The sequence below is a fragment of the Actinopolymorpha alba DSM 45243 genome (genome assembly GCF_000373925.1).
GTDB classification, from domain to species: domain Bacteria; phylum Actinomycetota; class Actinomycetes; order Propionibacteriales; family Actinopolymorphaceae; genus Actinopolymorpha; species Actinopolymorpha alba.
On sequence record NZ_KB892739.1, the window covers coordinates 95,650 to 117,457 of the forward strand.

Sequence of the window (21,808 nt, forward strand, 5' to 3'; positions counted from 1 at the left end):
AGGACCCGTCATGCCCTCGCACCCGATCCGGGTCACGGTATGGAACGAAAACGTCCACGAGCAACGCGAAGAAGCCGTCCGCGCGCGGTATCCCGACGGGATCCACGGGGCGATCGCCCAAGGAATCAAGGAGTTCCGGGGCGACCAGGTCCAGGTCCGTACCGCCACGCTCGACGAACCCGAGCACGGTCTCACCGAGGAGGTTCTCGCCAAGACCGACGTCCTCACCTGGTGGGGCCACGCGGCCCACGAGAGGGTCTCGGACGAGGTCGTCTCTCGGGTCCAACAGCATGTGCTCGGCGGGATGGGCCTCGTCGTCCTGCACTCCGGCCACTTCTCCAAGATCTTCCGCACGCTGCTCGGCACCACCTGCTCCCTGCGCTGGCGGGGCGCCGACGACCGGGAGCTGGTATGGACGCTGAAGCCCCGCCATCCAGTCGCCGAGGGCGTACCGAACCCCATCGTCATTCCCGAGCAGGAGATGTACGGCGAGGTGTTCGACATCCCCGACCCCGACGAACTGGTGTTCGTCAGCTCGTTCAGCGGCGGCGAGGTCTTCCGCAGCGGGTGTGTCTTCCATCGAGGCAATGGCCGGATCTTCTACTTCAGTCCAGGCGACCAGGGCTACCCCGTCTACCATCACCCTGACGTCCGGCGGGTGATCGCCAACGCGGTCGTCTGGACCGCGCCGGCGCAGGCCGCCCGCGACGTTCCAGCGCTGCGTCAGAGTCCGCTGGGCTGGTTTGAGGAGTCCGCGAAGGAGAGTCCGTGACCGAGTCAGAACCCGTCAACCGTCCCTTGCGGGCGCTGCAGGTCGGCGCCGGCGGCATGGGGCGCGGTTGGCTGCGTACGATCCAGGCCTACGACGAGGTCGAGTTGGTCGGCGTCGCCGACCTCAACGTCGCGACCGCGAAAGCCGCCCTTGACGACGCCGGCCTGTCCACCGTCCCGGTCGCCGAAACCCTGGAGCAGCTAGCCGACGAGGTGGCCGCCGACTTCGTGGTCGACGTGACGATCCCCGAGGCACACCACGCCGTGACGCTGGAAGCCTTGCGGCGTGGGCTTCCGGTGATCGGTGAGAAGCCGCTGGCGGCGACGCTGGCCGAGGCGCTGGAGCTGGTGGCGGCCTCCCAGGCGTACGACCGGCTCTTCATGGTCAGCCAGAGCCGTCGGTACAACTCCCAGCAGTTCGAGTTCCGCCGGCAGATCCAGCGGCTCGGCCGGCTCGGCATCCTCGCCGCGGAGTTCTTCAAGGCACCGCACTTCGGCGGTTTCCGGGACGCGATGGACCACCCGCTCGTGCTCGACATGGCGATCCACGCGTTCGACAGCGCGCGGTTCCTCGTGGACGCCGAGCCGGTGGCGGTCTACTGCGAGGAGTACAACCCCGCCTGGAGTTGGTACGCCGGTGATGCTGCCACCACGGCGATCTTCGAGATGAGCGACGGGGTGCGGTACGTCTACACCGGAAGCTGGTGCAGCGAAGGGCTCGAAACGTCGTGGAACGCCACCTGGCGGGCCAGCGGCGAGCACGGCACGGCGCTCTGGGACGGCGACAGCCTCCCGACCTTCGAGGTCGTCGAAGGTCGGGAGACCGGGCCAGAAGGCGATCACAACCTGGTGTCTGAGTGGTTCCGGCCCCACACGGGCTCCGCCCGTCTGGGCCCACCCCCACCTCCGCACCAAGGGATCGCCGGCTCGTTGCGGGAGTTCGTCCACTCCCTGCGCACCGGCAGCACGCCGATGGGTGCGGCCAGCGACAACGTCATGAGCCTCGCGATGGTGCACGCCGCCATCGAGTCGTCGCGGAGCCGGCAGCGGGTGCTGGTGGCCGACGTCATGGAGAAGGCGTACGCGCAGGCGCGCGAGCGGGCTACCGGCCCGGTCGCGGACGCCCTCGCGCGGTGGACCAGCCTCACCCCGCCCGGCTGACGGGCGCGCCGCCGCCGAACTCGTTGTGGGTCGGGGAACCCTTTGTACGGCTCTCTTGCACAAGGGTGCCCCCGACCCACAGGACCCGGCGCCGCCCCGTCCCTACCTGCGCGCGCGGTTGACGGCGGAGACGACGGCCTTGAGCGAGGCACTGACGATGTTGGAGTCGATGCCGACACCCCAGTAGACCTTGGAGCCGATCTCGCACTCGACGTACGCGGCCGCGGTCGCGTCACCTCCGGCGCTGAGCGCGTGCTCGGCGTAGTCGCGTACACGGACGTCAATACCGACGTGCCGGATCGCGTCGACGAACGCCGCGATCGGGCCGTTGCCGTTGCCCGACAGGGTGTGCCGCTCCCCCATGACGTGCACCGTGACCGTGAGGGCGTCCCGCTGTCCCTCGGTCGTCGAGGTGTGCACGGCGTCGAGCGCGAGAGCGTCCCCGCCTGAGAGGTACTCCGCCTCGAAGATCCCCCAGATCTCACTCGACGGCACCTCGCCGCCCTCTTCGTCGGTGTGGCTCTGCACGAGCCGGCTGAACTCGATCTGCAGGCGGCGCGGGAGGTCCAGGTGGTGCTCGGCCTTCATGACGTACGCCACGCCGCCCTTGCCCGACTGGGAGTTGACCCGGATCACTGCTTCGTACGAACGCCCGACATCCTTCGGGTCGATCGCGAGGTACGGCGCCTCCCACGCGATCTCCTCGACCGGCACGCCCGCCTCGGCGGCGGCGCGGTCCAGCGCCTCCAGGCCCTTCTTGATCGCGTCCTGATGCGAGCCGGAGAACGCGGTGTAAACCAGATCACCGGCGTACGGGTGCCGCGGATGGACCGGCAGCTGGTTGCAGTACTCCACCGTCCGGCGGATCTCGTCGATGTCGGAGAAGTCGATCTGCGGGTCGATGCCCTGGGAGAAGAGGTTCAGCCCCAGCGTCACCAGGCAGACGTTGCCGGTGCGCTCGCCGTTGCCGAAGAGGCAGCCCTCGATCCGGTCGGCGCCCGCCATCACCGCCAGCTCGGCGTCCGCCACCGCGGTGCCCCGGTCGTTGTGGGTGTGCACCGACAGGCAGACGTGCTCTCGACGCGACAGGTGGCGGCTCATCCACTCGATCTGGTCGGCATAGACGTTCGGCGTCGACCGCTCCACCGTGCAGGGGTAGTTGAGGATGATCTCGCGGCCTGGCTCGGGCTGCCAGACGTTCATGACCGCCTCGGAGACCTCCAGGGCGAACTCGAGTTCGGTGTCGACGAAGATCTCGGGGCTGTACTCGTAGCCGAACTCCGTGTCCCCGAGCAGTTGTCCGGCGTACTTCATCACCCACTCGGTGCCGCGGACGCCAATCGCCTTGCATTCCTCGCGGTCGACGCCGAAGACGACCTTGCGAAACAGCGGCGCCGTCGCGTTGTACATGTGGATGCTGGCCCGCTTCGCACCGACCAGCGACTGCGCGGTCCGCTCGATCAGATCCTCACGCGCCTGCGTCAGCACGGAGATCGTCACGTCGTCGGGGATGAGGTCCTCTTCGATGATCTGGCGGACGAAATCGAAGTCGGTCTGGCTCGCCGACGGGAAGCCAACCTCGATCTCCTTGTAGCCCATGCGGAGCAGCAGGTCGAACATCCGGTGCTTGCGGGTCGGGCTCATCGGATCGATCAGCGCCTGGTTGCCGTCCCGCAGGTCGGTGGAGAGCCAGCGCGGGGCCTGGGTGATCCGGGCGTCCGGCCAGGTGCGGTCGGGCAACTCGACCGGAGGGAACGCGGTGTAGCGGTGAAAGGGCATGCGGCTTGGACACTGATGATTCGGCATCGGAGAGGGGTTCCTCGATCTTCGCGTGGGGTTGGATGCGGCTCGGCCCGGCCGGGGCATCGACAACCTCCGCGGCGAGGAGCCCGGCCTCTTAGAGGGCCCCGCCGCGGCAGCGAAGGAGGAGAAGCTCGCACCGCATAACGCCGGCCAGCTTAACCCGACTCCTACCATGGTTCGCAAGCGGGGCGGGCGGTGCGGTTCGTGCCGGCTTGTCCCCAAAGATCACCAGCGCGGATGAAGGCTCCGCTGAAATCCCGTTGCCCGGCATCGGCCACGGGCACCACGCTTGGGTTTCATGAACCTCGAGCGCCTCGACGCCTTCAACGAATCCGCCGTCCGCGACGCCATGGCGTTGGACGAAGCCGCCCGCGCGGTCGACGAGCCGCACGACCCGCCAATGAGCCTTCCGTCGTACACCGGCTCGCTGCGCCACGGCTGGGACGGCGAACCCGGCGAGCGCTGGCTGCTCCGGGACGGCGGGCAGGTGATCGGCGCTCTCGGCGTGCACTTTCCCCAGCGGGACAACACTCACAAGGCCAGCCTCGGCGTCGTGGTCCATCCCGACCATCGCCGCCAGGGGCTTGGCCGGGCACTCTTCGAGGACGGCCTCGCCCGGGTCCGAGCCGCCGGCCGGCGGCTCGTCACCAGCGGTTCCCTCGACGCCCCCGCACCGTCCGCGTTCGCCGAGGCGATGGGCTACACGAAGGCCAGCGTGGAGGTCCAGCGCCGGCAGGACCTCGCCGGTATCGACCACGACCGGGTGGCGAAGCTGCTGGCGGAGGCTCGCGAGGCCGCTCGTGACTACACCCTGCTGCGCTTTGTCGGGGCAATCCCTGACGAGCTCGTGGACGAGGTGGCCACCCTGACGGGGGCGATCAACGACGCTCCGACCGACGACCTCGACGTCGAGGACGAGATCTTCGACCGCGCGCGGATCCGGGGCTTTGAGGCCGCCCAGGCCGCCTCGGCCCGCCAGCTCTACCGCCTCGTCGTCCGCCAGGGCACCGATGGTCCGCTGGCCGGTCACACCATCGTCGGCGCTGCCACCGACATCCCCGCCTGGGCCTGGCAGTACGACACCGCCGTCCTCCGTGAGCACCGCGGGCACCGGCTCGGGCTGCTCCTCAAGGCGGAGATGATGGCCTGGCTCGCCGAGGCGGAGCCGAGCGTGCGTTGGCTCGACACCTGGAACGCCGAGTCGAACGCCCACATGATCGGTATCAACGAAGCGCTCGGCTACCAGATCGCCGCCCGCCACCTTGGATGGCAGCGCCCGGTCTGAGGCCAGGACGGCCGCGAGCCGCGAAGGCCAGAAGTCGCGAAGGCCAGAAGTCGCGAAGGCCAGAAGTCGCGAAGGACTGTCAGAACCCCAGCCGGCGCAGCTGCTTGGGGTCGCGCTGCCAGTCCTTCGCGACCTTGACGTGCAGGTCGAGGTAGACCGGCGTACCCAACAGCGCCTCGATCTGCTTGCGCGCCGCCGTGCCGACCTCGACCAGCCGGCGTCCCTTGGCGCCGATGACGATCGCCTTCTGGCTCGGGCGTTCGATGTAGAGGTTGGCGTAGATGTCCAGCAGCGGCCGGTCTTCGGGCCGCCCCTCGCGTAGGCCCATCTCCTCGACCACGACCGCGATGGAGTGCGGAAGCTCGTCGCGTACGCCCTCGAGCGCGGCCTCGCGGATCAGTTCGGCGACGAGCACCTCCTCCGGCTCGTCGGTCAGCTCACCCTCGGGATAGAGGGGCGGACCTTCGGGCAGCTTCGCCACCAGCAGGTCGGTCAGCAGGTCGATCTGGGTGCCTCCGGTCGCCGACACGGGGACGATCTCGTCCCAGGTGACGCCGGTCTCCTCGCCCAGCTTCTGGACGGCCAGGAGTTGCTCCGCCATCCGCGCGGGGTCGACCAGGTCGGCCTTCGTCACGATCGCGAACGTCGGCCGGCGGCGTACCTTCGCGATCTGGTTGACCAGGTAGCGGTCACCGGGTCCGACGCGTTCGTTGGCCGGTAGGCATACGCCCACCGCGTCGACCTCACCGAGGGTGGTGAGCACGAGATCGTTGAGGCGTTCGCCGAGGAGGGTCCGGGGTTTGTGCAGCCCCGGGGTGTCGACCAGGACCAGCTGCGCATCGGGCCGGTGGACGATTCCCCGCACCGTGTGCCGGGTCGTTTGGGGACGGGACGAGGCGATCGCGACTTTCCGCCCAACCAGTGCGTTCGTCAACGTCGACTTGCCCGTGTTGGGACGTCCGACCAGCGAGGCGAAGCCGCTCCGGAACTCCCCCGGCGCGTTCTCGCGCGTAGGCTCACTCACCCGGCCGATTCTCCCCTACGCCCCACCGTCGGCGTTGATCTGGTGCGCGCGTGGTGCTGGCGGCGTTCCTCAGCCGGCCGTGACGACGGCCCGCACCTCGCCGTCGGCGCCGGCCACGAACACCGGAATCGCACCCCCCGCGACGTCGACCACGGCAGCCCGGTCACCGTCCGCCACCTCCTCGGCATCCGTCACGACGGCGGCCGCCTCTAGACCCTCGGCGCCGCTGGACACCGCCATCGCGACGGCCAGTTGGAGCGCGGACAGCTGGAGTGACGGCAGGGTGACCGTCGCGGCGGTGTAGGTGCGTCCGGTGGTGTCACGGACGGCCGCGCCCTCGGCGGTACCCGCGCGGGCTCGGGTGGCCCGCGCCAACGTCACGATCTTGGCGTCTTCGGGATCAAGCTCCTGGCTGGTCACGCGGCGATCCTATGAGCTCGCACCTTTGGCCTCGCCACGTACCGCATCAGAGGAGACCATTGACACATTTCTGATACCTGACCATGCTTGCTGGCAATCGATTTCTGGCCTCGACCGTAAGCGGTCAGTACCCAGCCTGAAGGAGTTCTGGAGCGACCCTTGGCGGGGCCCACAGGTAAGCATCGGGAAGGGCAAAGCATGGATTCTCAGCAGAGCCTTTCGAGAAGGGCAGTACTCCGGGCGGCGATTGGGGCAGCCGCTTCAATGCCCGCAGCTGGTGCACTGACGGCGTGCGGCGGCACCAGCACTCGCGGCGGCGGCACCGAGAAGGGTGTCTTGAAGTTCGTCTACATGGGAGATGCCGAGCAGCAGGCACAGTTCAAGCAGCTGTTCGCGGAATTCAACAAGAAGCACCCAAACATCAAGCTCGAGCCGCAGGGCATCCCTTCCAACAACTGGGCAACCTTCGCGAACACAGTCTCGACTCGAATCGCCGGCGGCCAGGTGCCGGACATCATCCAGATCGCCACCGAAGGCCAGCGCATCTTCGCGTCCAAGAACCTGCTCGAGCCGCTGGAAAGCTACCTCGAGAAGGACCAGGATCTCGTCGACGACTACTTCAACGACATTGACCCCAACCTGGTGAAATGGAACACCGAGTACGCCTCACACGACGGAAAGACGTACTACATCCCAGGTGGCTTCAACACGGTTTGTCTCTACGTCAGCAAGGAGATATTCGATCGGGCGGGCGTGGAGATCCCCGCAGATGGCGCCTGGACCTGGGACCAGTTCCGCGCCGCGGGCGAGCAGATCAAGGCGAAGACCGGCGCGTTCCTGATACCTGCCGGCTCGGGGTATTTCACCGACGTCATGCCATGGTTGACGACGAACGGTGCCTCAACACTCAACGAGGGTTGGACGCAGGCAGCCTTCGCCAGCCCCGAGGCGATCGAGGCGGCAACCTTTGTCAAGGGCCTGATCGATGACGGTCTGGCACCCAAGCCGGGCGGTCAGTTCGACGCGCCAACTCAGATGAGCAAAGGCAAGCTCGCCACCCTGGCTGGTGGGCGCTGGCCGGTCATAGACCTCCGGCGACTGAAGTTGGTCGATAAGACGGTCGTCGTTCCGTGGCCGACCAACAAGGGCAACGGCTCGCCGATCGGATGGGACGCGTGGCCCATCACGAAGGTGTCGAAGAACAAGGCTGCGGCCTGGACATTCATCACGTTCCTCATGTCCAAGGATGCCGCGACCTACTTCGCCAGGATCGGTGGCACCATCGTGCCGGCTCGCAGGTCAGTGGCCGACAGTCCGGACTTCCTCGACAACGCGCCGGAGCACAGTGAGCGGTTGTCGGATGCGGCAAGCTACGCCACACCCATTCCCGCCCCGGACCGCGGTTCCGAAACGCAAAAGGTGATCGAGGAGGCGTGGCTCAAGGTGCTGTCGGGCAACGGAGACCCGACTCAGACGCTCCAGGAGGCGAACGCCAAGCTGGGCACACTGCTGTGACCGCGGCTTCGGCACCTCAGGTGCTCGCGGCAGGCGAGCAGCAACCAGCCAAGCCCACATCGGTGCACCATAAGCGCCAGGCGCTGTATGGGTACGCGTTCATCAGCCCAGCCGTAGTGTTGTTCGTCGCCTTCATCGCCGGGCCGATGGTGTTCGCCATCGGACTCAGCTTCGTCGCATGGGATCTGCTTACCCCTTCACAGTTCGTCGGTCTCGACAACTTCGCCCGCCTCGTCAACGATCCGTTGTTCGGCAAGGCCTTCGGGACGACGTTCGTCTTCGCATTCGCCTCTGTCGTCACCCACATTGTGGGTGGACTGCTGCTCGCGCTGGCAGCGAATCGGGTGATGACTCGTGCACTGTCGTACTTCCTGCGAACAGCGGTGTTCTTCCCGTTCCTGATTTCCTGGGCCGCGGTCGCCCTGCTCTGGAAGTACATCCTTGACCCGACGTTCGGTCTGGTGGCGTACTACCTGAGCAAGATCGGGATAACGGCTCCGTCGTGGTTCTCGGACCCGTCGTGGTCGCTGCCGGCCATCGTCGGGATCGACTTCTGGCACACGATCGGCTTCACTTTCGTCATCCTGCTGGCCGGCCTACAGACCGTTCCGTCCACACTGGTAGAGGCGGCCAGGACTGACGGCGCCAACACCTGGCAAGTGTTCTGGCACGTGACGTTGCCGATGATGTCACCTACGGTGTTCTTTGCCACTGTGATCACGTTCATCGGGGCGTTTCAGATCTTCGAACCGATGCAGATCATCACTGGTGGCGGGCCGGACAACTCCACCATGAGCATCGTCATGTATCTCTACCAGAACGGTTTCCAGTCATTCCAGGTCGGCTACGCGTCGGCGATCGCGATCGTCGTCTTCGCCGTCATCATGGGTGTGACGATCTTGCAGTTCTGTTTCTCCCGGCGATGGGTACATGAGCAATGAAAATGAAGAGGCGTCTCAGCACCGGATCGCTGCTGCTCGACCTTGTTCTCCTGATAGTCGCGATCATTATGGTCGCGCCACTGGTCTGGCTGATCTCATCCAGCCTGAGCGATCCGGCGGACGCCTTCTCGCTGCCCCCGACCTGGATCCCGAATCCCCTCTCATTGCAGAACTTCAAGGACGTCCCCGGCCTGATCCCCTTCGGCCAGATGGCGCTGAACTCCCTGGTCGTCGCCACAGTCAGCACGGTGGGTTCGCTGTTCGTGAGCGTGTTGGCCGCCTACGCGTTCTCGCGACTGTCGTTCCGCGGTAACCGGGTGATCTTCGTGGGCATGCTCAGCGCACTCATGGTGCCGGTGCAGCTGACGATCATTCCAGTGTTCGTGTTGTTCCGGAACCTTGACGTGGTCGATACCCTAACCGCGCTCTGGCTGCCAGCGTTGATCAACGTCTTCGCGATCTTCTTCCTACGTCAGTACTTCAACTCGATCCCGCGGGAGCTTGACGACGCAGCAACGATCGACGGTGCCGGCCATCTGTGGATCTTGTTCCGCATACTGGTGCCACTATCCGGTCCGGCGCTCTCGGCCCTGGCGATCCTGACCTTCGAGGCTTCATGGAACAACTACTTCGGGCCATTGATCTTCATCTCGAGCCCGGAGAACATGACGCTGCCGCTGGGTCTGGTAACCCTGCAAGGCGGTCAGGGCGGCAGCCCGGCAGTGGTTGTGTTCGCCGCGATCACGCTCGTCGTACTACCTGTGTTGATCTTGTTTCTGCTCTTCCAGCGTGCGTTCGTGGAAAGCATCGCTACAGCCGGGATTCGTGGATGAGCACGGAAGGCATCGATCTACGGCACTACTTCCGTTCGGCGTGGGGTGGCCTGCCTGCCCTGCTTGCCGGCAGTGTGCTGTCGTGTGTCGCGACCGCGTTGGTGATGGTGCTGAGCCCAGGGATCAACCCGGTGAGTGTGTTGTTGGCGGCCGTGTTGGTGGGCCCGACGTTCGCCGCTCTCGCCGACATCGCCAACCAGCTGTGGGATGGGGCCGACGTCGGGATACACGACGCGGTTGTGGCGCTCAGAGGGCAGTGGCGCCGAGGAGTCGCCGCTGGACTGGTGCTGGCGGTTCCGCTCGCGTTGTTCCTCGTCGCGCTCGAGATGTTTCGCCAGACGGGCTCGCCTTGGGCGCTGGTGCCGATGAGCCTGAGCGGTGCGGTAACAGTGGTCGCTGCGCTGACGGCGGTGGTGGCATTGCCCCGGAGCCTCGGCACGAGTGCCAGTGGCTGGCCGCTGTGGATTGCATCCGCCCACGTCGTGGCCCGGAATCCGGCGCCGGCTCTCGCAGTGCACGTGCTGGCCGGCTTGGGTGTGTGGGCTTGCGTGATGTTAACTGCGTCCATCTATCTGGTCGTTCCTGGAGCCGTCGCCCTTGCGATGGTGGCCGCCGCGCGGACGTCGATGTTCCTGACGGCTTCCGCGCGACGCCAGGACACTGATCCCTAGTGCGTGATCTGGCTGAACTCCCGGGTCCGCGCGGTCAGCGCCTCCTCCACCGGCAGGCGTTCCATCGAGGACGCGCCGTAGAAGCCGTGGACGTCGCGGGCGTGGGTGAGGATGTACGCCGCGTCGGCGGGCTCGGCGATCGGGCCACCGTGGCAGAGCACGATCACGTCTTCGCGCACGGCACGAGCGGCCGCCGCCCACTCGTCGATCAACGTGACGCAGTCGTCGAGGGTGCGGGCGGTCTCCGCGCCGATGCTTCCGCCGGTCGTCAAACCCAGATGGCAGACCACCAGGTCGGCACCGGCCTCGGTCATCGCGGCGGCGTCGTCGGCGGAGAACACGTAGGGCGAGGTGAAGAGCCCCACCTCGCGGGCCTTGCGGATCATGTCGACCTCGAGGGCGAAACTCATGCCGGTCTCTTCGAGATTCGCGCGGAAGACACCGTCGATCAGCCCTACGGTGGGGAAGTTCTGAACGCCGGAGAAGCCGATCCTGACCAACTCGGGCAGGAACACGTCCGGGGAGTAGAACGGGTCGGTGCCGTTGACCCCGGCGAACACCGGCGTGTGCTGGACGACCGTCAGCACCTCCTTCGCCATGTCCACGACAATCTCGTTGGCATTGCCGTACGCCAACAACCCGGCGAGCGAGCCCCGCCCCGCCATGCGGTAACGGCCCGAGTTGTAGATCACGAGCAGATCGACACCACCGGCCTCCTGGCACTTCGCGGAAAGCCCGGTGCCGGCACCTCCCCCGATGATGGGTTCGCGGCGGGACACCTTCGCCCGTAGGCGTTCCAGCAACTCAGTCCGCGTGAAGCGTGGCATCGCGTTCCCTCTCGTTGATCAGATCGTGCAGCCGTCGGGCGGCGGCCCTGGCGAACTCCGGGTCATTGATATCGGTGTCCAGCTCGACGAGTTCGACCTGGCCTGCTTTGCCGCCGTCGCCCAGCCCGGCACGGATCGCCTCGAACAACGCGGCGTCCGCGGCAGGGTCGTAGAAGGGCCCGCCTTCGGTCGCGATCGCCGAGACTCCACGTAGGGGAAGGAACACCGCGGTCGGCGCCGTGCCGAGCGACACCCGCTGTGCGAGCCGGGCGCCCAGCTCTCGACACTCTTCCGGTGTGGTCCGCATCAACGTGACGGTGGGGTTGTGGACGTACAGGTTCCGATCGCGAAACCGCTCCGGCACGGTGTCCTTCGGGCCGAAGTTGACCATGTCCAAGGCGCCGACCGACACGACGCGGGGTACGCCGGGGAGGCCGGCCGACACCAAACGGTCAGGCCCAGCGGAGAAGACCCCACCCACGAGTTCGTCCGCCAGCTCCGTCGTCGTCATGTCGAAGATCCCCGCAAGGAGACCTTGCGCCGCCAGCGACTCGAGGGTGCGCCCGCCGACACCGGTCATGTGGAAGACGAGGGGTTCGTACCCCAACTCCTCCAGGGTCGCCCGACCGGCCGTCACGCACGGCGTGGTCACCCCGAACATGCTCGCCGCGACGAGCGGGCGTTCCGCCATCTGGGGAAGGGCCGGTGCGGTCACCATGCCCGCCACCGCGGCCGCCGCGTTGGCAAGGATCGGCGCGGAGATGCGATTGACACCGGCGATGTCCACCACGCTCGGCACCAGCACCAGGTCGGTCTCCCCCACGTAGGGGTAGGTGTCCCCCGACGCCGCCGTCGACACGATGACCTTCGGAATGCCCAATGGCAGCTGGCGGAACGCGGCCGCCGCGATCGACGTACCACCCGTCCCGCCGAAGGCGAGGGCGGCGTCCAGCCGGCCCCGTGCCCGCAACTCGCCAACCACCGCGATTGCTCCTTCGGCCATCGCGGCGACGGCTCGCCCCCGATCCGCTGCGTCCACCAACGATTGGTGGTCCACCCCAGCGGCCGTGGCCACCTCGGCCCGGCTCACGTCGGGAGGGAACGCCGGCTCGCCGAGGACGCCGACATCGACCACGACGACCTCAACATCGGCCGTACGCAGGCGGTCCCGGACGAAGGCGTACTCCTGACCCTTTGTGTCGAGGGTTCCCAACAGGACGACGGTCGGCATGGCGGTCCCCCTTCTCCGCGGTCACCTCACCTGAGAATCCCGGCTGCGTTTGCCAGGAAACTCCAGCATTCTCACAGCGAACCCCGCGATCTCGGTGCATACGCGACCGCATTCAGCCAGCACACCTCGATAACTCTGGTGCTGGAGTGGGAACTGTGGTCATTATCAGGAAACTCCAGGTGGACCGCGCGAAGAGGAGCTCACTCCGATGGCCAGAGCGTATGCGAGTGCCGTGATACCGGTCGAGGTCGAGAAGGTTTGGACGTTCGCCCGGGATTTCGACAACCTTCCCGCCTGGCACCCGGCGATCGTTTCCAGCCACATCGAGGATGGCAGTGTCGCCGACGCCGTGGGATGCGTACGCTCGTTGACCATGACCGATGGGGGCGTCGTACGCGAACGCCTCCTGCGCCTTGATGACCCGGCCCGGTGCTACACCTATTGCTTTGTTGAGAGCCCGTTCGCTGTGCGGCGGTACGAATCCACCATTCGCTTCACCCCAATCACCGAAACCGGGCATACCTTCGCCGAATGGTGGGCAGACTTTGACGCCGACGCCGCGGTGGAGCCAGAACTCCTGACCACATTCGGACAGGATGTCTTCGCCACCGGCCTCAAGGCGCTTCGTTCCACACTGGACACCTTGGCCGCGTGACGGTGTCCGATAACGGTCCTGACCGCGTTCATAACAGTTTTGACCGAACCGAACGGATTCCTTGGAGTTCACGATGGCAGGACGGGTAACCGGCAAGGTCGCGCTGATCACCGGTGGCGGAGGGGGTATCGGCCAGGCAAGCGCCGAACTCCTCTGGGCCGAAGGCGCGAGCGTCGTACTGGTCGATGTTGACGCGGGCGAAGCCGAACGCGCCGCCGCCGAGATCGACCCCAGTGGCGAGCGGGCCCTCGCGATTGGAGCTCATCTCGACGACGAGACGCAGGCGCAACGTGCGGTTGACGAGACGGTACGAAAGTTCGGGCGCCTGGACATCTTGGCCAACGTCGCCGGCGTGCGGGTGTGGGGACCGGTGACCGAAGCCGATCCAGCGTCGTGGGACTACGTGATCCGCGGCAACCTGCTCCAGGTCGGCTACTGCTCGAAGTTCGCCGTACCCGCGATGAGCGAAACCGGCGGTGGAAGCATCATCAACGTTTCCTCCGCGAACGCCCTCGCCGGCCGCCCGGGTATGGCGCAGTACGACGCGACCAAGGCGGCCCTGCTCGCGCTCACCCGGTCGATGGCGCATGACCATGCGGGGCTTGGGATTCGGGTCAACGCCGTCTGCCCGGGCCCGACTCTCACGACGTTCCATGTACGCCGCCGGGCCGCTTCGACCGGCGAAACGCTGGAGGAAGCGCGAGAGGCCCTCAGCACCGGAACGCCCACGCTGCTGCGCCGCCAGGCCGATCCGAAGGAGATCGGCTACGCCATCCTCTTCCTTGGCAGCGACGAAGCGTCCTACGTCACGGGCGCGACCCTGATGGTGGACGGCGGCCTGTCAGCCTGAGCCGCCACCCGTTGCCTCGACGCCGCGAAGAGATCAAACCGCCCAACCACCACGACTCCGGCTTGCGTCGGCTGTACTCGACGGGGGCCGGACAGCGATTGCGTGACCGTGGAATCCCACAGCACCCGTTTCGACGGTGGCCGTGATGCCGGTGCGACTGCCCTCACGCTCACCGGCATCGACCTCGCTCTGACGCAGCAATGGTTCACCCACTCCTACCATTCACAACCGACACTCAGCCACGGAGCTCCTTGTAAACAAGGGTTCTTGCGGTCGCCACTGATTGCGGGAGCGATCTTGGCAATGTAAGATCGAACACATGAGCGACGGCGATGGTGTGCGGATCTCACCCCTCCCGCCCGGGTTTGGCGACATGCTTCCCGGCCCGAAGTTGGTGGCCGCGCTCGCTGGCGTCGATCGGTCTGCCTGTAACGGGTTCGAGGTGGGGGAGCTGGTCCGCGCGGGGCGCAAGGTTGCCCGCTGGGCTGAGGCGTTAAGCCTTGGCGACACACAGATCCTGGCGCACTGCCCACCCTGCTTCAAAGACGATGAGGCGGAACGCTCGTCTGTGCCGGAGCCGCGTGCGGCTGAACTGTTGTCGCCGATGTTGGGGTGGACCAACTACCGCGCCGATCAGTTCATGCTGATCGCTCTCGCCCTGTCTGACCTGCCGAACACCCGGCAGGCGTTGGAACGCGGGGAACTCGAATACTCCGAGGTGCGGACGATCGTCGACCGGCTCACCCTCCTAACCCCAGCTGACCGCACCTTGGTGGATGAGGCGATCTTCCCCGAGGTGCTGAAACTGCGCGGCGGGCTGCTACGGCTTTACATCGAAGCCGAAATCATCAAGATCAACCCCGAGGCGGCGAAAGAGCGTCACAAGAAGGCCCGCGAAGACCGCGGTGTGGCCGTCTACCCCGACGTGGACAACGTCTCCACCCTCCGCCTCCACGGCATCCCCCACGACAAGGCAGCCCAAGCCTGGGCATATCTGGATGCGATCGCCCGCACCATGAAAACCGGCGGAGACGAACGCACCCTCCCCCAACTACGCGCCGACATCGCCATCTCCATCCTCTCCGGCGAAGCCGACGTCATCATCTGCGACAGCGCGCCTGAATGTGGCGAAGAGGATGCCTGCTCCGGCGACGCCTGTCAGGACGATGTTGACGCCGCCGCTGCGGATGAGGGTGAAGCGAACGCCAGTGCCGAGGATGATGACGAGGCGCGCGGCTACTCAGCTGCCGACCAGGATGGGTGCCGGCACACCGGGTGCGACCACGACCACCACCTTGCGGGCTGCCCGTGTGAGGACTGCAAACCCGCCACCTACACCCACCCGCTTGACAGGCCCAGGCCGCAGCCCCGCGACGACCGTGCGGCCGGCAAAGCTGCTGGTGAAAGCGGTCCTGATCGGAAACCAATCCCCGAGCAGGAGATACCGGCCGCGTTCCGGTCCTGGAGAGCGGCGATCAAGGCGAAACTTCAGCTGAACGTGCCGATCACGACCCTGTTCGAGCTGGCGGAGCGGCCAGCGGAGCTTGGCGGGTTCGGGCCCGTGCTCACCGAAGTAGCGCGGCGGTTGATCGCGAACCATCTCGATAATCCCGATGCGATGTTGGCCATCGGTATCACCCATCCGGTGACGGGGCAGTTGTTGAGTTTGCATCCGCTGTCGAAACGCTTCCTACGCGGTCTCCCGGCGGAGTTCGTTCAGTCGTTGAACCAGCGCTGCACCTGGATGCTATGCCGACGCCCAGCCATTTCTTGCGACCTCGACCATACAAAGCCGTACTCCGAGGGTGGCGAAACGTCGGTGAACAACGTGGCGCCACTGTGCCGCCACCACCACCGAGTCAAAACTGAAGGCGACTGGAAGGTCGAGCAGACCAGTCCGGGCCACCTTCGATATACCGATCCGCACGGACGGGAGTACAAGGTCACCCCACCACGCCTCACCGACCCGGTAGAACCAGACGATCCCGATCCCCCACCGTTCTAACCGACGCGGGGAAGCGGAACAAGCAAACAAGACAGCAGGCTCGACAACCCTTGAAAGGAAAGGTTTTCGAGCCTGCCGGCATGCGTATGGAGCACAGGTCGAGCCGGCCCGGCCGAGCCAGCCCCAGGACCAGCCAGGCTCACACCGAGCGGCCGGGACCGCAGCAGGGCAGCTCAGCGATCACCGCACCTGGAGCACCGCGATCGCCCAGCGGTCCGAGCCGCCCTCAGGCGTGGTCGTCTGAGCGGGCCAGAAGCTGACCAATCTTCTCAGCGGAGCGGCGGATCGTACGAAGGTCCCGTGCCGGCAGCCCCTCCAGGAGATCGGCGACAGCACGCACCCGCGCGGCCCGCCCGCGTTCGAGCACCTTCCGGCCGGCCCGGGTGGCGCTGACCAGGACCACCCGGCGATCGTGCGTGGCGATGGCGCGTTCGACCATCCCCTGCTCTTCCAGAGAGTTCACAAGCTTCGTAATGGCGGGTGCGGAGACCTGTTCGATCGCGGCGAGTTGGCTCACCGACCGAGGACCGCCAAAAACGAGGACCGCCAACAAAGATGCCCGCGGACCATCAAGGTCCATCGTGCCGTCGACCGTGCGGGCGCGACGGAGCAGGCGGAGCGACGCCGAGTGCAGAACATTGGCGGTCTGGTGAAGCTCATCATCAGGAACTCCGGGCAGTCGCCCCGGCAAGTCACCCTGGCGAAGGTGGTTAACCATGGTTATCCTTTCACCCTGTTCAAGTATAGGAGGTGCCATGGCACTAGGCCCGCTCGCGCAGGTTCACATCAGTGTCACTGACATCGACCGCGCGGTGGCGTTCTATCGGGACGTGCTGGAGATTCCGTTCCTTTTCCAGGTGCCCAACCAACCCATGGCGTTCTTTCAGACCGGGGAGGTCCGCCTCTATCTGGGGACTCCCGAGTCGCCAGAATTCACGACCAGGGTGATGCTCTACTTCTCGGTCGATGACCTCGATGCGGAGTACGCTCGGCTCGCCGGGCGCGGAGTCAGCTTCCTCGACGAGCCGCACGTCGTTCACCGTAACGACGAGGGCGAGCTGTGGATGGCGTTCTTTCGCGACCCGGACGGCAACAACCTCGCCCTGACAGCCCTTCGCCCCACCGGCTCACCCGCGCCCTGACGACCTCTCGGCCACTCAGACCCGATCGGCCACTCAGACCCGATCGCCCAGCCAGACCCGATGATCGCTCAGGAGACCCGATCGTCAACGTCGCGATCCGCGACTTCCTCGGGCTCGCCGATACGGTTGACGAGGATGGTCGGGATCCGGTTACGCCGGCCGACAGGACCTTCGGCCAGCAGGCGTAGCCCGTCGATGGTGACCTCGGCACCCGGGATCGGCACCTTGTCGAGGTGCTTCGCCATCAGGCCACCCACGCTGTCGACATCCTCGTCGTCGAGCTCCAGATCAAAGAGCTCACCCAACTCGTGGATCGGGAGTCGGGAACTCACCCGGACCGCTCCGCTGCCAAGCCGCTCCACCGCCTGCGGCGCGACGTCGTACTCGTCGGTGATCTCGCCGACGATCTCCTCCAGGATGTCCTCGATCGTCACCAGGCCGGCGGTCCCGCCATACTCGTCGAGCACGATCGCGAGGTGGGTGCGTTGCAGCTGCATCTCGCGGAGCAGCGAGTCGATCGGCTTGGAGTCGGGAACGAACGCCGGCGGACGCATCACCTGCTCGACCCGCTCCGTGGTCTCGGCCTCGCGGTTGTCGTAAACCCGCTGCGTGACGTCCTTGAGGTAGGCGACGCCCACGATGTCGTCGAGGTTCTCACCGATCACCGGGATGCGGGAGAAGCCGCTCCGCAGCGCCAACGACATGAGCTGGCGCAGGGTCTTGTGGCGTTCGATGACCACAATGTCGGTACGCGGCACCATGACCTCGCGGACGATCGTGTCGCCCAGCTCGAAGACCGAGTGGATCATCTCGCGTTCGCCAGACTCGATCACCCGGCTGGCTTCGGCGATGTCGACCAGCTCGCGCAGCTCCGCCTCGGTCGCGAACGGACCTTCCCGAAAGCCCTTGCCAGGTGTCAGGGCGTTACCGAGCAGGATCAGCAGCTTCGGCAGCGGACCGAGCACCCGGGTCAGACCGATCACGAGGCCCGACGTCATCAACGCGACCCGGTTGGGGTGTTGCCGGCCAACCGTGCGGGGCGCGACGCCGACCACGACGTACGACACGACGATCATCACGCCCGCGGTGGTGAGGACGGCCGCCCACGTCGGGCCGATCACCCCGAAGAGCACCTCTGCCACGAGCACCGTCGCGGTCAGCTCACACGCCAGCCGCAGGAACAACGCCGTGTTGAGGTAGGGAGCACGGTCCTCCACCAGCATCCGGACGCGTTCGGCTCCGCGCCGACCGGCCGCCACCAGGGCGTCAGCCCGCGCCTTGGAGAACGCCGAGAACGCCGCCTCGGCGGAGGCGAGGATTCCGGCGATGAACACCAGGATCGCCGCGAGGATGAGGAGCGCCGTATCACCGCCCATCAACGACCACCCTCACGCTGCGGCTGCCACTCACCGAGCAGCCGCGCCTGCAACCCGAACATCTCCTGGTGCTCCTCGGGCTCGGCGTGGTCGTAACCCAGGAGGTGGAGGATCCCGTGAACAGCCAGGAGGTGCAGCTCGTCCTCGGCGCCGTGCCCGGCCTCCTTGGCCTGGCGTTCGGCGACCTGGGGGCAGAGCACGACGTCGCCGAGGAGACCGGTGGGAGGCTCCTCGCCATCGCGGCCGGGGCGGAGTTCGTCCATCGGGAACGCCAACACGTCGGTCGGGCCGGGCTCGTCCATCCACCGCAGGTGGTGCTCGGCCATCGTGTCCTCGTCAACCAGGACCATGGACAGCTCCGCCTGTGGATGCACCCGCATCCGGTCGAGGACGAAGCGAGCCAGCCGTACCAGCTCGCGCTCGTCCACCTCCATGCCGGACTCGTTGGCGATATCGATGCTCATGAGCGAATTCTGTCGGGCCCGATCGGCGATGTCTGCACTCAGGGTCTCCCCAACCCCACGATCAAACAAGGGGAAGGTGTGATCACGACATCCTCCGGCATCAGGGGCGGCGGGGTCCGGGAGGGCGACGCCGAGCCTCAGCCGGGCGGGGACCCGCGTCGGACTGCCGGGCTTCGTACTCGTCGTACGCCGAGACAATGCGTCCCACCAGCTTGTGCCGCACCACGTCCTGGGCGGTGAGCGAAGAGAAGTGGACGTCATCGAGCCCGGTGAGGATCTCCCTGACGATCTTGAGGCCGGAGTGGGTGCCGTTGGGCAGGTCGATCTGGGTGATGTCGCCCGTGACGACCATCTTGGACCCGAATCCGAGCCGGGTGAGGAACATCTTCATCTGCTCCGGCGAGGTGTTCTGGGCCTCGTCAAGGATGATGAACGCGTCGTTGAGGGTGCGGCCACGCATGTAGGCCAACGGCGCCACCTCGATCGTGCCGGCCGTGAGCAGCCGCGGGATCGAGTCGGGGTCGATCATGTCGTGCAGGGCGTCGTAGAGGGGCCGGAGGTACGGATCGATCTTTTCCGACAGAGTGCCCGGGAGGAACCCAAGACGCTCGCCGGCCTCGACGGCGGGACGGGTGAGGATGATCCGGTTGACCCGCTTGGCCTGCAGCGCCTGCACGGCCTTCGCCATGGCGAGGTAGGTCTTACCTGTGCCCGCGGGGCCGACCGAGAAGATGACCGTGTGCTTGTCGATCGCGTCGACATAACGCTTCTGCCCAACGGTCTTGGGGCGGATCGTCTTGCCACGGCTGGACAGGATGTTGAGCGTCAGGACGTCGGCTGGACGCTCCGACTCCCGGGAACGCAGCATGGCAACGCTGCGCTCCACCGCATCCGAGGTCAAACCATGACCAGACCGGACAACCGCGATCAACTCGTCAAACAACTGCTCGACGAGGATCCGCTCCTCCGGTGCGGCGGTGACGGTGATTTCGTTACCGCGGACATGGATCTCCGCGGCGAACTCCTTCTCCGCGACCCGGAGGAATTCATCGCGTGGCCCCAACAAGCTCACCATCGAGATGCTCGTGGGAACAACGATCTTGGCCTGTGATGGGTTGCTGTTGACCATGGGCGGCCTGTCCGGCCTTCCTCCGTGTACTCAGGACGGTGAAACGTCGTTCATGGTAGCCCGCTCCGCGCCGGACCGGGACTGATATTTGCCGTGGAGTCCAGCGTGCCGTCCCCGCTCAGCCGAGTTGGTCGGCAAGTTGGCGGCCGCCCAGCACGTGCGCGTGGCAGTGGTGGACCGCCTGGCCGCCTTGAGGGCCGCTGTTGAAGACCACTCGGTAGCCCGAATCGGCGACCCCCTCCTCGACGGCAACCACCACGCACTCCTCGAGTAGGGCGCTCAGCAGTCCCGGACCCTCCACCGCTACCGAGCCCACGTCGGCGAGGTGGACTTTAGGGATAACCAGGACATGGACCGGCGCCTGCGGACTGATGTCGCGGAACGCCAGCGTCCGATCGGTCTCGCGGACGATCGTGGCCGGGATCTCCCCCGCCACGATCCGGCAGAACAGACAACCGGGCTCCGTCGCCATGCCACCCCTCCTTCGATCGCCGGTCAGCGGTTGTCGAAACCCGCTGGTCAACGGTCGTTGAACCCGCCGGTCAGCGGTCGTTGAACGCGTCCCGGATCCGGGAGAAGACGCCCCTGCGCTCCGTCGAGAACTGACCGCTCGCCTTCTCCTCCCCGCGGAGGCGAGCCAGCTCGGTGAGCAGATCGCGTTGCGCACCGTCCAGCTTGGTGGGCGTCTCGACGACGATGTGGACGATCAGGTCTCCGCGGTGGGACGAGGACAGATGGGGTACGCCGCGACCGGCGACCACGGCCTGGTGACCCGACTGGGTGCCCGCTCGGACCTCCACCTCGACGGTGTCCTTGTCGAGCGTCTCCAGCGAGATGGTGGTGCCGAGCGCGGCGGCCGTCATGGGCAGGGTCACCGAGCAGTGCAGGTCGGGACCGCGCCGGGTCCACACCTCGTGCGGGGCAACCTGGATCTCGACATACAGATCACCCGCGGGGCCACCGCCCGGCCCGACCTCGCCCTGGCCGGACAGCTGGATCCGGGTGCCGTCGTCGACCCCGGCGGGGATGCGGACAGCGAGAGTACGCCGCGACAGGACCCGCCCCTCACCCGCGCACTCCGGGCACGGGCTGGGAATGATCGTGCCGTAGCCCTGGCAGCGCGGGCACGGACGCGTGGTCATGACCTGTCCCAGGAAGGACCGCTGGACCGAGCTCACCTCGCCGCGTCCTTCGCAGACGCTGCAGGTCGTCGGCGATGTCCCCGGCGCGGCGCCGCCGCCCGAACAGCTGGGGCAGACCACCGCCGTGTCGACGTTGATCTCCTTGACGGCACCGAAGACCGCCTCGGCCAGGTCGACGGTCAGCCGGAGCAGGGCGTCCTGACCGCGACGGGTGCGCGGCCTTGGCCCACGCGATCCGGCCGAACCGAAGAACGCGTCCATGATGTCGGTGAACGAGAAGCCCGTCCCGAATCCCGCGCCCTGCCCGGCCGCCGCCAGCGGGTCGCCGCCGAGGTCGTAGACCTCACGCTTCTTGGGGTCGGAGAGGACCTCGTAGGCGCGGGTGACCTCCTTGAAACGCTCATGCGTCTCGGGGTCGGGGTTGACGTCAGGATGGAGGGTTCGCGCCAGCCGACGGTATGCCTTCTTGATCTCCTCGGGAGAGGCGTCGCGGCGAACGCCGAGGAGTTCGTAATAGTCCTGGCTCATGCTCTGGGTGGCCTCGTGCACTGACTCATTCCCTG

22 protein-coding genes are annotated in these 21,808 nt (G+C 66.5%); 11 read left to right on the plus strand and 11 right to left on the minus strand.

Translation table 11 applies throughout. The annotated features are described in order from the left end of the window. Positions 1–10: 10 nt before the first annotated feature. A complete protein-coding gene (locus tag B141_RS0107575) occupies positions 11–772 on the plus strand; it encodes a ThuA domain-containing protein (protein ID WP_020574552.1) in 762 nt (253 codons plus the stop codon). After that, complete coding sequence (locus B141_RS0107580; protein ID WP_020574553.1) at positions 769–1,932, plus strand: Gfo/Idh/MocA family protein; 1,164 nt, start codon at positions 769–771, stop codon at positions 1,930–1,932. The genes B141_RS0107575 and B141_RS0107580 overlap by 4 nt, the downstream gene beginning before the upstream one ends. A gap of 102 nt (positions 1,933–2,034) precedes the next feature. On the opposite strand, the gene leuA is transcribed toward B141_RS0107580, so the two are convergent. After that, positions 2,035–3,711 (minus strand): 2-isopropylmalate synthase, encoded by a 1,677-nt coding sequence (leuA, locus tag B141_RS0107585; RefSeq protein WP_020574554.1) that lies wholly within the window; start codon positions 3,709–3,711, stop codon positions 2,035–2,037. 322 nt (positions 3,712–4,033) lie between these two features. Here leuA and B141_RS39445 point away from each other — a divergent pair, with 322 nt between their 5' ends. Continuing rightward, on the plus strand, positions 4,034–5,020 hold the full coding sequence (locus tag B141_RS39445; RefSeq protein ID WP_020574555.1) for a GNAT family N-acetyltransferase: 987 nt from the start codon (positions 4,034–4,036) through the stop codon (positions 5,018–5,020). A 79-nt stretch (positions 5,021–5,099) separates the two neighbouring features. Here the strand turns inward: B141_RS39445 and era are convergent, their stop codons facing one another. Both era and B141_RS0107600 read right to left on the minus strand, forming a co-directional pair. After that, entirely contained in the window at positions 5,100–6,044 is a 945-nt protein-coding gene (gene era, locus B141_RS0107595; RefSeq protein ID WP_020574556.1) for a GTPase Era, read from the minus strand. Between the two features lie 69 nt (positions 6,045–6,113). Further along, positions 6,114–6,464, minus strand: a complete 351-nt coding sequence (locus tag B141_RS0107600) for a cytidine/deoxycytidylate deaminase family protein (RefSeq protein ID WP_020574557.1) — start codon at positions 6,462–6,464, stop codon at positions 6,114–6,116. A gap of 264 nt (positions 6,465–6,728) precedes the next feature. Here B141_RS0107600 and B141_RS39450 point away from each other — a divergent pair, with 264 nt between their 5' ends. Genes B141_RS39450 through B141_RS39455 form a run of 4 tightly spaced genes read left to right on the plus strand, consistent with a single transcriptional unit; the run spans position 6,729 to position 10,424 of the window. Beyond that, positions 6,729–7,979: an ABC transporter substrate-binding protein gene (locus tag B141_RS39450; RefSeq protein ID WP_020574558.1), complete on the plus strand. Its 1,251-nt coding sequence runs from the start codon at positions 6,729–6,731 to the stop codon at positions 7,977–7,979. Further along, positions 7,976–8,920 carry a carbohydrate ABC transporter permease gene (locus tag B141_RS0107610; RefSeq protein WP_020574559.1) on the plus strand — a complete coding sequence of 315 codons (945 nt, stop codon included), beginning with the start codon at positions 7,976–7,978 and terminating at the stop codon, positions 8,918–8,920. The genes B141_RS39450 and B141_RS0107610 overlap by 4 nt, the downstream gene beginning before the upstream one ends. Positions 8,921–8,922: 2 nt before the next feature. Further along, positions 8,923–9,753 (plus strand): carbohydrate ABC transporter permease, encoded by an 831-nt coding sequence (locus tag B141_RS0107615; RefSeq protein WP_020574560.1) that lies wholly within the window; start codon positions 8,923–8,925, stop codon positions 9,751–9,753. Beyond that, on the plus strand, positions 9,750–10,424 hold the full coding sequence (locus B141_RS39455; protein ID WP_020574561.1) for a hypothetical protein: 675 nt from the start codon (positions 9,750–9,752) through the stop codon (positions 10,422–10,424). Before B141_RS0107615 ends, B141_RS39455 begins: the two co-directional genes overlap by 4 nt. On the opposite strand, the gene B141_RS0107625 is transcribed toward B141_RS39455, so the two are convergent. Together B141_RS0107625 and B141_RS0107630 are read right to left on the minus strand one after the other, a co-directional pair. After that, positions 10,421–11,251, minus strand: a complete 831-nt coding sequence (locus B141_RS0107625) for a phosphoenolpyruvate hydrolase family protein (RefSeq protein ID WP_020574562.1) — start codon at positions 11,249–11,251, stop codon at positions 10,421–10,423. The genes B141_RS39455 and B141_RS0107625 overlap by 4 nt on opposite strands. Continuing rightward, on the minus strand, positions 11,229–12,482 hold the full coding sequence (locus B141_RS0107630) for a Tm-1-like ATP-binding domain-containing protein (RefSeq protein WP_020574563.1): 1,254 nt from the start codon (positions 12,480–12,482) through the stop codon (positions 11,229–11,231). Before B141_RS0107630 ends, B141_RS0107625 begins: the two co-directional genes overlap by 23 nt. A 208-nt stretch (positions 12,483–12,690) precedes the next feature. Between B141_RS0107630 and B141_RS0107635 the strand changes: the two genes are divergently transcribed. From B141_RS0107635 to B141_RS0107645, 3 genes are all read left to right on the plus strand, one after another. Then, positions 12,691–13,137 (plus strand): SRPBCC family protein, encoded by a 447-nt coding sequence (locus tag B141_RS0107635; RefSeq protein WP_020574564.1) that lies wholly within the window; start codon positions 12,691–12,693, stop codon positions 13,135–13,137. 73 nt (positions 13,138–13,210) lie between these two features. Beyond that, positions 13,211–13,987 carry an SDR family NAD(P)-dependent oxidoreductase gene (locus tag B141_RS0107640; RefSeq protein WP_020574565.1) on the plus strand — a complete coding sequence of 259 codons (777 nt, stop codon included), beginning with the start codon at positions 13,211–13,213 and terminating at the stop codon, positions 13,985–13,987. Between the two features lie 604 nt (positions 13,988–14,591). Further along, a complete protein-coding gene (locus B141_RS0107645) occupies positions 14,592–15,992 on the plus strand; it encodes an HNH endonuclease (protein WP_420313579.1) in 1,401 nt (466 codons plus the stop codon). Positions 15,993–16,218: 226 nt separating this feature from the next. Here the strand turns inward: B141_RS0107645 and B141_RS39460 are convergent, their stop codons facing one another. Next, entirely contained in the window at positions 16,219–16,710 is a 492-nt protein-coding gene (locus tag B141_RS39460; protein ID WP_020574567.1) for a MarR family winged helix-turn-helix transcriptional regulator, read from the minus strand. A 37-nt stretch (positions 16,711–16,747) separates the two neighbouring features. Between B141_RS39460 and B141_RS0107655 the strand changes: the two genes are divergently transcribed. Continuing rightward, on the plus strand, positions 16,748–17,134 hold the full coding sequence (locus B141_RS0107655; protein ID WP_020574568.1) for a VOC family protein: 387 nt from the start codon (positions 16,748–16,750) through the stop codon (positions 17,132–17,134). Positions 17,135–17,202: 68 nt separating this feature from the next. Here B141_RS0107655 and B141_RS0107660 read toward each other — a convergent pair whose 3' ends face one another. The 5 genes from B141_RS0107660 to dnaJ all read right to left on the minus strand — a co-directional run bounded on the left by B141_RS0107660 (position 17,203) and on the right by dnaJ (position 21,773). After that, positions 17,203–18,510 (minus strand): hemolysin family protein, encoded by a 1,308-nt coding sequence (locus tag B141_RS0107660; RefSeq protein ID WP_020574569.1) that lies wholly within the window; start codon positions 18,508–18,510, stop codon positions 17,203–17,205. Further along, a complete protein-coding gene (gene ybeY / locus B141_RS0107665) occupies positions 18,510–18,974 on the minus strand; it encodes an rRNA maturation RNase YbeY (protein ID WP_020574570.1) in 465 nt (154 codons plus the stop codon). Before ybeY ends, B141_RS0107660 begins: the two co-directional genes overlap by 1 nt. Before the next feature lie 100 nt (positions 18,975–19,074). Continuing rightward, entirely contained in the window at positions 19,075–20,103 is a 1,029-nt protein-coding gene (locus B141_RS0107670) for a PhoH family protein (RefSeq protein ID WP_020574571.1), read from the minus strand. Positions 20,104–20,221: 118 nt separating this feature from the next. After that, complete coding sequence (locus tag B141_RS0107675; protein ID WP_020574572.1) at positions 20,222–20,575, minus strand: histidine triad nucleotide-binding protein; 354 nt, start codon at positions 20,573–20,575, stop codon at positions 20,222–20,224. Positions 20,576–20,645: 70 nt separating this feature from the next. Beyond that, the gene (gene dnaJ, locus B141_RS0107680; protein ID WP_026257001.1) at positions 20,646–21,773 is read right to left on the minus strand and encodes a molecular chaperone DnaJ; all 1,128 of its coding nucleotides are present in this window, start codon (positions 21,771–21,773) and stop codon (positions 20,646–20,648) included. Positions 21,774–21,808: the final 35 nt, after the last annotated feature.

Coding starts and splice junctions, on each gene's coding strand:
- B141_RS0107670 (WP_020574571.1), bottom strand. CDS start 20,103: ATGGTCAACAGCAACCCATCACAGGCCAAGATCGTTGTTCCCACGAGC.
- B141_RS0107615 (WP_020574560.1), top strand. CDS start 8,923: ATGAAGAGGCGTCTCAGCACCGGATCGCTGCTGCTCGACCTTGTTCTC.
- B141_RS0107660 (WP_020574569.1), bottom strand. CDS start 18,510: ATGGGCGGTGATACGGCGCTCCTCATCCTCGCGGCGATCCTGGTGTTC.
- B141_RS0107655 (WP_020574568.1), top strand. CDS start 16,748: ATGGCACTAGGCCCGCTCGCGCAGGTTCACATCAGTGTCACTGACATC.
- B141_RS0107675 (WP_020574572.1), bottom strand. CDS start 20,575: ATGGCGACGGAGCCCGGTTGTCTGTTCTGCCGGATCGTGGCGGGGGAG.
- B141_RS0107635 (WP_020574564.1), top strand. CDS start 12,691: ATGGCCAGAGCGTATGCGAGTGCCGTGATACCGGTCGAGGTCGAGAAG.
- B141_RS0107645 (WP_420313579.1), top strand. CDS start 14,592: ATGTTGGGGTGGACCAACTACCGCGCCGATCAGTTCATGCTGATCGCT.
- B141_RS39450 (WP_020574558.1), top strand. CDS start 6,729: ATGCCCGCAGCTGGTGCACTGACGGCGTGCGGCGGCACCAGCACTCGC.
- B141_RS39460 (WP_020574567.1), bottom strand. CDS start 16,710: ATGGTTAACCACCTTCGCCAGGGTGACTTGCCGGGGCGACTGCCCGGA.
- B141_RS0107575 (WP_020574552.1), top strand. CDS start 11: ATGCCCTCGCACCCGATCCGGGTCACGGTATGGAACGAAAACGTCCAC.
- B141_RS39445 (WP_020574555.1), top strand. CDS start 4,034: ATGAACCTCGAGCGCCTCGACGCCTTCAACGAATCCGCCGTCCGCGAC.
- leuA (WP_020574554.1), bottom strand. CDS start 3,711: ATGCCCTTTCACCGCTACACCGCGTTCCCTCCGGTCGAGTTGCCCGAC.
- ybeY (WP_020574570.1), bottom strand. CDS start 18,974: ATGAGCATCGATATCGCCAACGAGTCCGGCATGGAGGTGGACGAGCGC.
- B141_RS0107625 (WP_020574562.1), bottom strand. CDS start 11,251: ATGCCACGCTTCACGCGGACTGAGTTGCTGGAACGCCTACGGGCGAAG.
- B141_RS0107640 (WP_020574565.1), top strand. CDS start 13,211: ATGGCAGGACGGGTAACCGGCAAGGTCGCGCTGATCACCGGTGGCGGA.
- B141_RS39455 (WP_020574561.1), top strand. CDS start 9,750: ATGAGCACGGAAGGCATCGATCTACGGCACTACTTCCGTTCGGCGTGG.
- B141_RS0107630 (WP_020574563.1), bottom strand. CDS start 12,482: ATGCCGACCGTCGTCCTGTTGGGAACCCTCGACACAAAGGGTCAGGAG.
- dnaJ (WP_026257001.1), bottom strand. CDS start 21,773: ATGAGCCAGGACTATTACGAACTCCTCGGCGTTCGCCGCGACGCCTCT.